The sequence below is a fragment of the Croceicoccus estronivorus genome (assembly GCF_001625325.1).
GTDB lineage: Bacteria > Pseudomonadota > Alphaproteobacteria > Sphingomonadales > Sphingomonadaceae > Caenibius > Caenibius estronivorus.
Genome location: NZ_JRQQ01000005.1, coordinates 65,788 through 79,144 on the forward strand (window position 1 = coordinate 65,788; position 13,357 = coordinate 79,144).

The 13,357-nt window shown below is 63.4% G+C and carries 11 protein-coding genes; 8 read left to right on the forward strand and 3 right to left on the reverse strand.

What is annotated here, in order from left to right; translation table 11 throughout:
• Positions 1-7: 7 nt before the first annotated feature.
• The gene (locus MB02_RS08450; protein WP_067535566.1) at positions 8-427 is read right to left on the reverse strand and encodes an acyl-CoA thioesterase; all 420 of its coding nucleotides are present in this window, start codon (positions 425-427) and stop codon (positions 8-10) included.
• Positions 428-429: 2 nt separating this feature from the next.
• Complete coding sequence (locus MB02_RS08455; protein WP_067536345.1) at positions 430-2,502, reverse strand: S9 family peptidase; 2,073 nt, start codon at positions 2,500-2,502, stop codon at positions 430-432.
• A 155-nt stretch (positions 2,503-2,657) separates the two neighbouring features.
• Here MB02_RS08455 and MB02_RS08460 point away from each other — a divergent pair, with 155 nt between their 5' ends.
• The 4 genes from MB02_RS08460 to MB02_RS08475 all read left to right on the forward strand — a co-directional run bounded on the left by MB02_RS08460 (position 2,658) and on the right by MB02_RS08475 (position 7,431).
• The gene (locus MB02_RS08460) at positions 2,658-4,478 is read left to right on the forward strand and encodes an aminopeptidase P family protein (protein WP_156495462.1); all 1,821 of its coding nucleotides are present in this window, start codon (positions 2,658-2,660) and stop codon (positions 4,476-4,478) included.
• Positions 4,479-4,689: 211 nt separating this feature from the next.
• Positions 4,690-5,280 carry an EF-hand domain-containing protein gene (locus tag MB02_RS08465; protein ID WP_067535569.1) on the forward strand — a complete coding sequence of 197 codons (591 nt, stop codon included), beginning with the start codon at positions 4,690-4,692 and terminating at the stop codon, positions 5,278-5,280.
• A 3-nt stretch (positions 5,281-5,283) separates the two neighbouring features.
• Complete coding sequence (locus tag MB02_RS08470; protein ID WP_067535572.1) at positions 5,284-6,048, forward strand: response regulator; 765 nt, start codon at positions 5,284-5,286, stop codon at positions 6,046-6,048.
• 3 nt (positions 6,049-6,051) lie between these two features.
• Complete coding sequence (locus MB02_RS08475) at positions 6,052-7,431, forward strand: sensor histidine kinase (RefSeq protein WP_067535575.1); 1,380 nt, start codon at positions 6,052-6,054, stop codon at positions 7,429-7,431.
• Positions 7,432-7,435: 4 nt separating this feature from the next.
• On the opposite strand, the gene MB02_RS08480 is transcribed toward MB02_RS08475, so the two are convergent.
• On the reverse strand, positions 7,436-9,034 hold the full coding sequence (locus MB02_RS08480; protein ID WP_067535578.1) for a helicase HerA-like domain-containing protein: 1,599 nt from the start codon (positions 9,032-9,034) through the stop codon (positions 7,436-7,438).
• A 145-nt stretch (positions 9,035-9,179) separates the two neighbouring features.
• Here MB02_RS08480 and pabB point away from each other — a divergent pair, with 145 nt between their 5' ends.
• The 4 genes from pabB to arfB are packed head-to-tail and all read left to right on the forward strand — an operon-like array spanning position 9,180 to position 13,268.
• Entirely contained in the window at positions 9,180-11,015 is a 1,836-nt protein-coding gene (pabB, locus tag MB02_RS08485) for an aminodeoxychorismate synthase component I (protein WP_067535581.1), read from the forward strand.
• A complete protein-coding gene (locus MB02_RS08490; protein WP_067535584.1) occupies positions 11,012-12,187 on the forward strand; it encodes a pyridoxal phosphate-dependent aminotransferase in 1,176 nt (391 codons plus the stop codon). The genes pabB and MB02_RS08490 overlap by 4 nt, the downstream gene beginning before the upstream one ends.
• Entirely contained in the window at positions 12,184-12,861 is a 678-nt protein-coding gene (locus MB02_RS08495; protein ID WP_067535587.1) for an RluA family pseudouridine synthase, read from the forward strand. Before MB02_RS08490 ends, MB02_RS08495 begins: the two co-directional genes overlap by 4 nt.
• Positions 12,858-13,268, forward strand: coding sequence for an alternative ribosome rescue aminoacyl-tRNA hydrolase ArfB (arfB, locus tag MB02_RS08500; RefSeq protein ID WP_067535589.1), 411 nt, complete (start codon positions 12,858-12,860; stop codon positions 13,266-13,268). Before MB02_RS08495 ends, arfB begins: the two co-directional genes overlap by 4 nt.
• The last annotated feature ends 89 nt before the right edge of the window (positions 13,269-13,357 follow it).

The following is a 13,357-nucleotide window of genomic DNA, read 5'->3' on the forward strand; positions in this document are numbered from 1 at the left end:
GGTAGAATCACCCTGCCACGAAAGGCGCGGCCACTTCAGGTGGAATGCGCAAGGGACGCCCGCTGGCCTTGTCGAGCATCGCCCAGACCGAGCGGGCGCTGACAATGGTCTTGCCCCGGTTATCGATGAAATCGACGCAGCGGACGAACCGCGCCCCCTGTGGCGGCCCCGGAATCCACGTTCGCGCTGTAACCGTCTCGCCTTCACGGATATTACCGCGGTAATCGATCTCGTGCCGGGTGACGAACCAGAGGTAGGCCGCCTGATCTTCCGGCCTCGCCACAGCTTCCCAATGGGCCGTTCCGATGTCCTGCACCCATTGCAGCCAGACCGTGTTGTTCACATGGCCGTTCATGTCGATATGTTCCGGCCCGGCGGTGAAGGAGAGCGTAAAGCTGTTGCCTTCCGCCACCGGGTCGCGGTTCATGGTCACTCGTCGGCACCGATCTGCCAAAGGATAAAGGCGAATTCCTCTGCCGTTTCGCGCAGGCTTTCAAACCGCCCCGATTTGCCGCCATGACCAGCGCCCATATTCGTCTTGAGCAGCAATTCGTTGGAATCCGTCTTCATCTCGCGCAGCTTCGCCACCCACTTGGCGGGTTCCCAATAGGTCACCCGGGGATCGTTGAGGCCCGCGGTCACCAGCATCGGCGGATAAGCCTGCGCCCGGACATTGTCATAGGGGCTGTATGACCGGATCAGTTCGAAGGCCGCCTTGTCTTCGATCGGGTTGCCCCATTCCGGCCATTCGCCCGGCGTCAGTGGTAACGAGGCATCGAGCATGGTGTTCAGCACATCGACGAACGGCACATGGGCAGCCACCGCACCCCACAGGCCGGGATCCGAATTGATCACCGCCCCCATCAGCTCGCCGCCCGCCGATCCGCCAGAAATGCTGATTTCCCCGGCCCTGGTATAGCCGCGATCGATCAGCCCCTTGGCCACGTCCACGAAATCGTTGAATGTGTTGGTCCGCTTGTCGAGCTTGCCCGCCTTGTACCAGGCGCGGCCAAGATCGTCCCCGCCACGGATATGGGCAATCGCGTACGCAAACCCACGATCCACCAGCGACAGCCGCGTGGTCGAGAACCCCGGATCGATGGAAATGCCGTATGCGCCATAGCCATAGAGATGCAACGGGCCACCCGGCGCGCGATCCTTGCGATACATCACGCTGACCGGGATCACGGTGCCGTCACGCGCGGGAATTTCCAGCCGCTCCGTCGCATAGAGCGCAGCGTCATAGCCCGAGGGGATTTCCTGCACTTTCAGTGTTTCGAACCGCTTGTCCGCCAGGTGATAGTCATAAACGGTGTTGGGCCTGACCATGCTGGCATAGGACAGACGCAGCACATCCACGTCCCATTCCGGATTGTCGTCCAGCCCGGCGCTGTAGCTCGCTTCGGGAAACACGATCGGCTCTATCCGGGCCGGATCGTCATATGATCGCACTTCGAGGTGATCGAGACCGCGCAGCCGCCCTTCCACCACGTAGAAGTCCTTGAACAGGTCGAATCCCGTCAGATAAAAATCGTCCGACCCTTCGATCAGAGTCGTCCACTCGCCCGGCTGGTCGAGCGGCGCAGTCGCCAGACGGAAATTTTCATGCGTGTCGTTGGCATGGATGTACAGCGTACCGTCACGTTCATCGACATCGTATTCGACGCCTTTCTCACGCGGCCGCACCAGCAGGGGCTCGGCCAGCGGATCGGCGGCGGGAAGCAGGCGAACCTCGCTCGTCTCGTGGTCGCCTGCGGAAATGATGATCCATTTCTCGTTAGCGGACAGCGAACTGCCGACGCGGAACCCCTCATCATCCTCGTGATAGAGTTCGATATCGTCCGCCGTGGGCTTGCCCAGCCAATGCAGTCGCGCATTGTCCGTCCGCCAGTTCTCGTTCGCCAACGAATAAATCAGCCCCGTATCGCCCGCCACCCAGACGAGACTGGACAGAGTCCCCGGGATCTCGTCCGGCAAGATCTCGCCAGTGACGAGATTCTTGATCCGGGCAGTGAAGCGTTCGGACCCGTTGTCATCGACGGCATAGGCCAGCAGCTTGCCATCCTGGCTGACCGACAAGGCCCCGAGGCGGAAATATTCCTTCCCTTCGGCCAGTGCGACTTCATCGAGGATCAGTTCGTCCGCGCTGCCGTCATCCACCGCACCGACCGGGCGGCGCCACCATTTCTTGTATTCCGCGCCTTCCTCGTACTCGATCCAGTAAAGATACTGGCCATCCTTCTGCGGCACGGACTTGTCCGCTTCCTTGATGCGCGCCCGCATTTCCCGGAACAGCGATTCCACCTTGTCCTTGTGCGGTGCCATCCGTGCCTCGAACCAGGCATTCTCCGCTTCGAGATGGGCCAGCACGTCCTTGTCAGTCACTTCGGGATAGCCGGGATCGCGCAACCAGGCATAAGGATCATCCACGCGGATGCCGTGATATTCGATCGTGTGCGGGCGCTTTTCTGCGACAGGCGGGGCAACAGGGGTGTCGGTCATGGTATCCTTGGCAAAAGCGGGACGCGCCAGGAAAAGGAGCGCCAGCATCACAAGGGCGACAGGTTTTCTCATCCTCATTCCTTGCAGGTGGCTGGCGAAACGCGCACGCGGCCCTATGTTGGATATGGCACTATTACCCGGAGGAGCCTGCCGCAATGCTGATGTCGACCACAAGAGAGGCAAATGGCTCGGAACGGCTCACCGCCTTGAGGAAGGAACTGTCCCGGCGTGAGCTGGATGGCTTCGTCATACCGATCTCCGATGAACATATGAGCGAGTATGTCGGTGCCTATGCCCAGCGGCTGCAATGGCTCACCGGGTTCAATGGTTCCGCCGGAACCGCCATCGTGTTTGCGATTCCCGACGAGGCGAAGGGCGCGGTGATCTTCGTCGACGGGCGCTATACTCTCCAAGTACGCGATCAGGTCGATTCCACCCTGTGGGACTATGCCTCCGTACCGGAAACCAGCCCCGCGAAATGGCTGGGAGAACACGCGCCCGAAGGCGCGCGGATCGGCTATGATCCCTGGCTCCATTCAAAGGGATGGGCGGATACGGTCGCCGCGGAACTGGCCAGGCGCGGTGCAACGCTGGTGGCGGTGGAAGACAATCCCGTCGATGTCGTATGGTCGGATCGACCAGCCCCTTCGCCTGCGCCCGCGTTTGTCCAGGATGACACGCTGGCCGGCCGCTCCAGCCTAGACAAACGCGCCGAAATCGCCCGTTGGCTGGTGCAGGAGGAACTCGACGCAGTCGTCGTTCCCGCACTCGATTCGATTGCATGGCTGTTCAATATTCGCGGCTCCGACGTGGACCGGACCCCTGTGACGCTCAGCTTCGCGATTGCCCGTGCGGACGGAACCGCGGATCTGTTCATTGCTCCGGAGAAAGTCACGCCTGAACTGACCGCCCATTTGGGCAATGCCGTGCGCGTGATGCCTCGCGAAGATTTCGTGCCCGCGCTGAAGGCGCTTGCAGGAAAACGGGTTGCCGTCGATCCGGCCCACGCGGTCGCAGCGATCTTTACCGCCCTGAACGAGGCAGGGGCGGAAGTGGTGGCCGCTCCCGATCCCTGCACCCTGCCCAAGGCCATCAAGAACGAGGCCGAACAGGAAGGTCATCGTGCTGCGCAAAGGCGGGACGGGGCGGCCGTGTCGCGCTTCCTCCATTGGCTGGCAACCGAAACGCCGGGCGGCGAGGTCGACGAACTGGGCGCGGCAGCGCGGCTGCAGGCATTTCGCGAAGAGACGGGCGCGTTGCGCGACCTGTCGTTCGATACGATTTCCGGCAGCGGCCCGAATGGCGCCATCGTCCATTACCGGGTGAGCGAGGAAACCAATCGCACGCTCCAGCCCGGCAGCGTCTATCTGGTCGATTCAGGCGGTCAGTATCCGGACGGTACGACCGACATCACCCGCACCGTCTGGATCGGGCCGGGCACGCCCGATGCCGAAGTAAAGGACCGTTTCACCCGCGTCCTCAAAGGCCACATCGCGCTGGCCCGCGTGACCTTCCCCAAGGGAACGGTCGGGTCACAGCTCGACACGCTGGCCCGGCAGTTCCTGTGGCAAGCCGGGATCGATTACGCCCACGGCACCGGGCACGGAGTGGGCAGTTTCCTGTCCGTCCACGAAGGGCCCCAACGGATCAGCAAGACCGGCGGCAATCAGGAACTGCTGCCCGGCATGATCCTGTCCAACGAGCCCGGCTATTACAGAACCGACGCATACGGCATCCGGATAGAAAATCTCGTGCTGGTCGAACGGCGCGAGATCGACGGCAGCGAAGGCGAATGGCTCGGCTTCGAAACGCTGACTCACGTGCCGATCGACCGCGCCCTGATCGATCTTTCGCTGCTCGATGCAGAGGAACGTGCATGGCTCGACACTTATCATGCCGGCGTGCTGGAGCGGATCGGCCCGCAAATGGAAGGGGCGGCCCGCGCGTGGCTCGAACGCGCCTGTGCGCCGCTTTGACCGCATGGAACGGTGCCGCATCTTGCGCTTTGATGAACACGGTCCGCGTCGTGCGACAATTTGCGACAATTTCGCCGGAATGCGACAAACTTGCGCGACACAAGGACCCTAGAAGGTCCTTCAAGAGTTGCGGCGGTGCGGTCTCATTTCATCCCCCTCCCCGATGATCGCACATGTCGCAACTCCCCCGAATTTGCGAAGGAGCAGAACAATGCGGACTATTACCAAGATCCTCCTGGGTGCCGCCGGTGCCGCGACCATGGCCGGCGCCGGCCTCGCTTATGCCGCCCCCGGTATGGGGCGTGGCGACGTCACCCGGGCCGAAGCCCAGGAACAGGCATCCCGAATGTTCGAGCGGATGGACGCCAACAAGGACGGCAAGCTCGACAAGGCCGATCGCGAAGCGCGGCAACAGCAGCGGTTCGAACGGCTCGACACGGACAAGAACGGCGCCCTGAGCCCCGAGGAATTCGCTGCCAATCGCGGCAAGATGCGTGGCCCCGGCGATCGTGGACCTGGTGACATGCGCGGTCCCGGCAAGGGCCAGGGCGACAATCCCGATGGCAAGCGTCACCGCATGGGCCATAAGGGCAAGATGGGTCATGGTCCGATGATGCAAGGCATGGACACCAATGGCGACGGAGCGATTTCGCAGGCTGAATTCGTTGCCGGTCATCTCGCGATGTTCGACAAGGCCGACGCCGACAACAACGGCACTGTCACTGCCAAGGAACGCAAGGACATGCATCAGAAGATGCGCGACGAATGGCGCGCCAAGCGTGCCGACAAGGCGGTTGACTAACCGATGACGGGTGCCGCTGCCGCCAATGGGACGACCGGTGCCCGCGTCCTGATCGTCGATGATGAACAGGACTTGCGCGAACCCCTGGCCGGATATCTTTCCGGGCAGGGGTTTACCGTGCTGCAAGCCGAAAGCGCGGCCGACGCCCGCAGCCTGCTGTTGCAGGAGAAGCCCGACATCGTCCTGCTGGACATCATGATGCCCGGTGAGGATGGCCTGTCGCTGTGCCGCCACCTGATCGAGACCAAAAGCCTGCCGGTCATCCTGTTGACCGCACGCGGGGAAGCCACCGACCGCATTATCGGGCTGGAAATCGGGGCAGACGACTATGTCACCAAACCCTTCGAACCGCGCGAACTGGTTGCCCGCATTCGCAGCGTCCTGCGCCGGGCCAGTCGCCCGGCCCCGGCTGCGGAAGAAGATGCCTGGTACGAGTTCGAAGGATGGAAACTCGATCCGCTCAAACGCCAGTTGACCGACCCGGAAGGGGCGGCGGTGGCCGTATCGTCGGCGGAATTTCGTTTGCTCAAGGCCTTTCTCGACCATCCCCGTCAGGTGCTTGACCGTGATCGCCTGCTGGACATGGTGCAGGGCCGCGAAGCCCACCTGTTCGACCGGGCGGTGGACAACCAGGTCAGCCGCCTGCGCCGCAAGATTGAAAGCGACCGGGGCGATCCCCGTTTGATCCAGACCGTGTGGGGCGGCGGATACCGCTTTGCCGCCGATGTGCGACGGTTCCTTCCCGGCAGCTCCAGGGCGGAGACCTGACGCATGCGCCTCTGGCCCAGAAGCCTGTTGGGGCAAATGCTCCTGTCGGTGGCCCTTGCGCTGCTCGTAGCGCAGGGCCTCTCGGGCGTATTGCTGTGGCGGGCGGAGCAACAGAGGCGTGAAACCGCCGTCCTCAACGCCATTGCCTTCCGCGTGATCGGCGGAACCGAAGCGGACGGAGATCGCGACAGGGGCCGCTTCGTCGAACACCAGCCGCCCGGCCTGCGCCGCTTGCGGCTGGAGCGCAGCGGCACCCTGCCCATCGGCCCCGACGAAGTACGACAGCCGAAACGGGAGGCGGCGCTGGCCGCCATTCTGGCCGAACAAGGGGTCAATCCTGCCGATCTGGTGGTTGTGGAACGCCCGCTGGACAAGGACCCTTTCCTCGCCCGACGCATCGAACACTGGCGGAAATTCGGCGCTTCACCGGATAACTGGCGGCGTACGCTCCTGATCGCAGCCTTGCAGGAACAGCCCGGTGCGGACTGGATCGTGGCGCGTGTGGCCCTGCCGGACAAACCGCCGAGAGCAACCGGCAGCCTGCTGGCCCAGACCTTGTTGCTCTATATCATTCTGGTGGGGCTGCTGGCCCTGTTGCTGCGACGCATAACCCGTCCGCTGGCAGCTCTGACCACTCAAGTGGACCATTTCGCGCGCACCCGCGAAGCGGATGGCCAGCTGGAGCCACATGGTCCGGAGGACATCAGCCGCCTGATCGCCGCCCACAACGCGATGGAAGACCGGATCACTGCCCTGCTGGGTGAAAAGGACGTCATGCTCGGCGCGATCGGGCACGACCTCAAGACCCCGCTTGCCGGCCTGCGCATCCGAATCGAAAGTGTCACTGACGAAACGGAACGGCGGAAAATGGCCGCCACGGTGGAGGATATCACCCGTACACTGGACGACATTCTCTCGCTCGCCCGTGTCGGACGGCCCAGCGACCCGCTGCAAAAGACCGAACTGTCGGCGCTTGTCGCATCCGTGGTCGAAGATTTCGAGGACATGGGCGAGAACGCCGAACTGGGCGACACCACCCGCATCGTCCTGTCGATCCGCGAAACATGGCTGCGCCGGGCCATGCGCAATCTCATTTCCAACGCTCTGCGGTACGGCGGCAATGCCCTGGTCACGCTGAGCAAGGAAGGCAACGAGGCAGTGATCCGCATCGTCGATGATGGGCCAGGCATTCCGGATGGGGAAATCGCTGGTCTGTTCGAACCGTTCGCACGCGGTGAACCGTCCCGCAACCGCGCAACAGGCGGAGCCGGGCTGGGCCTCACTCTCGCCCGCGCGATTGCCGAACAGCACGGCGGGCGGCTCCTGCTGGCCAACCGGCCGGAAGGCGGGTTGCAGGCGGAGCTAAGGTTGCCGCTAGGCTAGGCGATCAGCGCATCAGCCCGCCGATGAGATTGCGTGCGAACCGCCCGAGGCCGGGAATGCCGATCGCCTTGCCGATCTCGGTCGCGACCGTTCCGGCCGCCGCACTGGCCGCGCTGGCCTGAGGATTGGCGCGGCTTTTCTTGCCCGCCAGCTTGCTTGCAAGGATCGAGCCCGCGCTGGCGGCTGCCGCTCCCGTCGCAGCCTTGACCACCTTGCCGCCAATCCCATCCCACAGGCTGGGGGACTTGCGTTCACGCTTGCGCACTTCGGCTTCGCCCTTTTCCGCGACTTCTTCTGCCGTAGCTGCGGCATCGGCAATTTTGCGGGCGAGAACCTCTTCCGCGCTGTCGCGGTCGACCAGCGTGTCATATTTCCCATCAACCGGGCTGACCGACCGGATAATCGCCCGTTCCTTTGCCGTAACCGGGCCCAGCCGCGACCGTGGTGGTTTGATCAGCGTCCGTTGGACAACAGAAGGGGCCCCGTCCTCCATCAGGGTCGAAACCAGCGCCTCACCCACTTTCAGTTCCGTGATTGCCGTTTCGACATCGAGATCGGGATTAATCCGGAAAGTGTCGGCAGCAGCCTTGATCGCTTTCTTGTCGCGCGGCGTGAAAGCGCGCAGGGCATGCTGCACCCGGTTGCCGAGCTGGCCCGCGACATCTTCCGGCACGTCGATCGGGTTTTGCGTCACGAAATAGACGCCCACACCCTTGGAACGGATCAGGCGGACGACCTGTTCGATCTTGTCCTGCAATGCCTTGGGCGCATCGTCGAACAGCAGGTGCGCCTCGTCGAAGAAGAACACGAGCTTCGGTTTTTCGGGATCGCCCACTTCGGGCAGGACTTCGAACAGTTCGGCCAGCAGCCAAAGGAGAAACGTGGCGTACAGCTTCGGGCTGCGCATGAGCCGGTCGGCAGCGAGCACGTTGATATAGCCGCGCCCTTGTTCATCCACTTGGAGGAAATCCTCGATCTCCAGTGCGGGTTCACCGAAGAACTTGTCCGCACCCTGGCTTTCGAAGGACAGCAACTGGCGCTGGATCGCCCCGACGCTCTGCTTGCTGACATTGCCGAATCTGGACGTCAATTCCGCCGCATGCTCAGCCGTGTAGGCCAGCATCGACTGGAGATCTCCCATGTCGAGCAGCAGCAGCCCTTCCTCGTCCGCGAACCGGAAGGCAATGTTGAGCACACCTTCCTGGGTGTCGTTGAGATCGAGCAGACGCGACAGCAACAGCGGCCCCATTTCCGAAACCGTCGTACGGATCGGATGCCCCTGTTCCCCGTAAAGGTCCCAGAACACCGTGGGGTTATCGGAATAGGCATAGTCGTCCATGCCCAGTTCCTTTGCCCGCGATTCCAGCGAGGCGGCATGCTTGAACGTCGGCGAACCGGGCATGGAAATGCCTGACAGGTCTCCTTTGACGTCAGCGACGAATACCGGCACGCCATCGGCGGAAAAGCTTTCCGCCAACCCTTGCAGAGTCACGGTCTTGCCTGTGCCGGTGGCTCCGGCGATCAGCCCGTGGCGATTGGCCCGGCCCAGATTGAGCACCTGCCGTTCGCCATTCGCGCCCAGCCCGAGGAATATGTCACCCATTCATTATGATCCTTGCCGTTACGGCCCCGTTCCGTGTGTGGAGCGCCCGCAAAATTGCGTCAAGCACTGGCCTGATCGCGTTGAACCTGCATCGCACGGTAATCGAACGGGTTCCTTTTCGTTCGCACGAAGGTAAGGCGGGGCGATGGCCGCGCGAAATATATTTGTCCTGCTCGACGATGCCCGAGCGCAAGGCGCAAGCGATGCGCACCTGTTCGAACGGCCCAGTGCACTGTTCATTGCCCGGCGGGCGGAAGAAGTGGCCGATACGCTGGCAGCGGCCGACGCCGCGCGGCGGGAAACGGGCGGCACGCTTGCGGGTTATCTCGCCTACGAAGCCGGGCTTGCGCTGGAACCCAGACTCGCCTCGCTATGCGCCCCGCGCACCGGCGCGGATGGGCCGCTGGTCTGGCTCGGACTGTTTGAAACCCATGAAACGATTCCCGCCGCCGCGATTCCGCAATGGCTGGCGGAACGGGCATCGGCCGATCCCGCACCAGCGATCGGTCCGCTCGAACAGCAATTGTCGCCCGGCGGGTACGCCCACACTTTCGATACCCTGCGCGAAGCCATCGGCGCGGGCGACATTTATCAGGCCAACCTGACGTTCCCTCTGGCGGGCAGCTATCGCGGCGATCCGCTCGCCCTTTATGCCGCGATCCGCCCAAAGGCCGCCGCCGGGTATGGCGGGGTGATCTTCGACGGGTCCCACTGGCTGCTGAGCTTTTCGCCGGAACTGTTCGTTTCTCTGAAGGGTGGCTCCGCCAAGGCCAAACCGATGAAGGGCACTCGCCCGCGCGCCCGCGATGCCGCGGAAGACTGCGCGTTGTCTGCGGAATTGTCCGGCTCGGAGAAGGACCGTGCCGAAAACCTCATGATCGTCGACCTCATGCGTAACGACCTGTCACGTGTGTGCGAAGCCGGCAGCGTGCGGGTCGACGCCCCGTTCGCGGTCGAGAGTTACCCCACTGTCCATCAGATGGTGTCGACTATCCGCGCCACGTTGCTGCCGGGCAAGGGCGCCATGGATCTGCTGCGCGCCATCTTTCCCTGCGGATCGATCACCGGCACGCCCAAGATTCGGGCAATGGAACTGATCGACAGGGTAGAAGCCCAGCCCCGGGGGCCTTATTGCGGCGCGATCGGGTGGATCGGCCCGGACGAACCGGGCGACGCGTCCGGGGGATCTAGCCGGGCCGCCTTCAATGTGGCAATTCGCACCTTGCGGCTCACCCCCGGCGAGAACGGGAGCGGTCGCGCGGTACTCGGCGTAGGCTCTGCGGTCGTGGCGGATTCGCAAAGCGCAGCGGAATGGCGAGAGTGCCTGGTGAAAGGGGATTTCGTGCGCCAGTCTGCTGCCGCTGCCTGTGACCTGATCGAAACCATGCGCTTCGACCCGGAAAAGGGCATAGAACTGCTGGAACCGCATCTGGAACGGATGAAGGCCAGCGCTGCCGAACTTGGCTTCGCCTTTGATCGTCACGCCACCCGCAACCAGATCCAGGCACTCTGTTTCGAGCTGGAAAGCCCGGCCAGGATACGCCTCTTGCTGGCGCGCAGCGGGGCGACCGCGCTGGAAGCGGCGCCATTGCCCACACCGTTTTCCGCACCGATGCGCTGTGCCGTTCTGCCGCTACCCGTCGATACCGGCGACCTGCGCCTGCGCCACAAGACGAGCGACCGCGCATTCTATGACCTCGCCTTGGCCACCGCACGCGCTGCCGGAGCGGACGAGGCCTTGCTGCTGCGCGATGACGGTCTGGTGACCGAAGGCAGTTTCACCAACATCTTCGTTCCGGGCGACGACGGCGTGCTCCTGACCCCTCCAATGGCGCTGGGCCTGCTGCCCGGCGTGCTGCGCCGGTCGCTGATCGAACAAGGCCGCGCGAAGGAGGCCTCGCTCTCGCTCGACGACCTTTCGGACGGCTTTTTCCTCGGCAATGCCCTGCGTGGGCTGATGAAGGCAGAATTGATCACATGACCCAGCCGCGATTTTCACAGGCGCTTCAGCGAATTGAGGTTTCGCGCACCAATGCGATGACCGACCGCGCAACGGAACTGCGCGAACAGGGCCGCGACATCATCTCGCTGTCGGTTGGCGAACCGGATTTCCCGACTCCGCCGCATGTGGTGGAAGCTGCCAAGGCCGCACTCGACGCGGGGCAGACCCGTTATACGCCGGTCAGCGGCACAGCACGGCTGAAAGCCGCAGCAGCGCTTCATTTCCAGCGCGATCTCGGCATTGAAACCGAACCCAGCCGGATCATTGTTTCCAATGGAGGCAAGCAGGCGATCTTCAACGCATTGCTCGCCACGGTCAGCAACGGCGAGGAAGTGATCGTACCGACGCCCTGGTGGGTCAGCTATCCGCAGATCGTGCGTTTCGCAGGGGGCAAGGCCGTGCCTCTGGTCACGCATGCGCGGGACAATTTCCGTTTCCATGCCGCCGCGCTCGACGCGCTGATCACGCCATCGACCCAATGGCTGCTGCTGAACAGCCCCGGCAACCCGAGCGGCGCGGTCTATCCGGCGGAAATGCTGCACGCGATCGCCGAAGTGCTGCAACGGCATCCGCGCGTGATGGTTTTGTCCGACGATATCTACGCCCCCCTCAACTACACGGGCAAACCGCACGCCACTCTGGCAGCGGTCTGCCCGGAACTGGCCGACCGCATCTGCACCGTGTCCGGCGTATCGAAGAGCCACGCGATGACCGGGTTTCGCATCGGCGTCGCCACCGGCCCCCAATGGCTGATCGAAGCGATGACACGGCTGCAATCGAATTCCACCGGCAATCCTTGCTCAATCAGTCAGGCTGCCGCGGCGGCGGCTTTCGAAGGGCCGCAGGATTTTCTTGTCGGCTGGCGCGAACGGTTCCGCGAGCGGCGTGACATGGTCGTCGCAGCGATCAACGCCATCCCCGGCCTTTCGACCCCGCTGCCGGACGGCGCCTTCTATTGCTTTGTCGATGCGGCCCCGTTGATGAACCGCTTCGGCAACGACGAAAAGCTGGCCATGCACTTGCTTGATCATGGCGTGGCGGTGGTAGCCGCCTCCGCGTTTGGCGGCCGCGATGGATTCCGCATCAGTTTCGCGGCCGACGACGCCGTTCTGGCAGAAGCGATGAAGCGAATCGCAGGGGCGCTCTCGTGACAACGAACAGCGTATCCGGCATCCCGATCCTGTTTGAGGACGGCGAAGCTCTGGTGATCGACAAACCGGGGGGATTGCCGATCGAGCGGCCCCGCGCGGGCGGGCGATGCCTGGAAGATCATTTCGACGCACTCAAGCTCGGGTTCCAGCGCGCGCCGATGCCGGTTCACCGGATCGACACCGACACATCGGGCTGCCTGCTGCTGGCACGCAACCCGAAGGCACTGAAACGGTTTTCCGCTGCGTTCGAAGCCCGCCAGGTGGAGAAAACCTACATCGGCGTTGTCGCCGGCGAACTGGCGGAAGAAAGTGGAACGGTGGAACTGGCGCTGGCCAAGATCAGTTCAGCCGACGCCGGGTGGAAAATGATTGCGGCGAAGAAAGGCAAGCCAGCGATAACCCACTGGCGGCGGTTGAGCGTGCAGGACGGGCTCAGCGTGGTGGAGTTTCGCCCGCTGACCGGGCGCACGCACCAGATCCGCATTCACGCGGCGGCGGGGCTGGGCTTCGCACTGTTGGGCGACCCGGTGTACGGCACGCCCGATCCACGCGCCAGACGCACCATGCTCCATGCCAGCGCCCTTGCCATTCCGCGTGAGAACAAGCCGCCGGTGATGGCAACGGCCCCCTTGCCAGCCGACATGCGGGCCCTCGGGCTCGACTGGAACGAATGAGCGATAGCGCAATCGTCCAACGCGCCCTTTCCCTGGCGGAAGAAAGCTTCATCGCCTCTTCCGGTCCGGGTGGGCAGAATGTCAATAAAGTGGCGACGGCCGTGCAATTGCGCCTCGACGTGTTCGCCCTGCGCCTGCCCCCGCCGGTGTACCATCGGCTGAAGGCCCTCGCCGGCAGCAAGATGACTGCGAGAGGCGAAATCGTGCTGACCGCGCGATCCCACCGCACGCAGGAAGCGAATCGGGCGGAAGCACGCGAACGTCTGGCCAGCTTGATCGCCAAGGCAGAAATCGAGCCGGCCCGGCGAAAGAAGTCGCAACTCAACCGCGTGGGCAAACAGAAACGGCTGCAAGGGAAGAAGGCACGCGGAACGGTCAAGGCCAATCGCGGCAAGGTCGACTGGTAGCCCCCTCTCGCTTGACTTTTGTCCCTTGCTGGCGCAATGGCCGCGCCTTGACGGGCGGTGCCTTGCGCGCCGCCCCTGTTATTTCGGCC

Coding starts and splice junctions, on each gene's coding strand:
- MB02_RS08450 (WP_067535566.1), bottom strand. CDS start 427: ATGAACCGCGACCCGGTGGCGGAAGGCAACAGCTTTACGCTCTCCTTC.
- MB02_RS08455 (WP_067536345.1), bottom strand. CDS start 2,502: ATGACCGACACCCCTGTTGCCCCGCCTGTCGCAGAAAAGCGCCCGCAC.
- MB02_RS08460 (WP_156495462.1), top strand. CDS start 2,658: ATGCTGATGTCGACCACAAGAGAGGCAAATGGCTCGGAACGGCTCACC.
- MB02_RS08465 (WP_067535569.1), top strand. CDS start 4,690: ATGCGGACTATTACCAAGATCCTCCTGGGTGCCGCCGGTGCCGCGACC.
- MB02_RS08470 (WP_067535572.1), top strand. CDS start 5,284: ATGACGGGTGCCGCTGCCGCCAATGGGACGACCGGTGCCCGCGTCCTG.
- MB02_RS08475 (WP_067535575.1), top strand. CDS start 6,052: ATGCGCCTCTGGCCCAGAAGCCTGTTGGGGCAAATGCTCCTGTCGGTG.
- MB02_RS08480 (WP_067535578.1), bottom strand. CDS start 9,034: ATGGGTGACATATTCCTCGGGCTGGGCGCGAATGGCGAACGGCAGGTG.
- pabB (WP_067535581.1), top strand. CDS start 9,180: ATGGCCGCGCGAAATATATTTGTCCTGCTCGACGATGCCCGAGCGCAA.
- MB02_RS08490 (WP_067535584.1), top strand. CDS start 11,012: ATGACCCAGCCGCGATTTTCACAGGCGCTTCAGCGAATTGAGGTTTCG.
- arfB (WP_067535589.1), top strand. CDS start 12,858: ATGAGCGATAGCGCAATCGTCCAACGCGCCCTTTCCCTGGCGGAAGAA.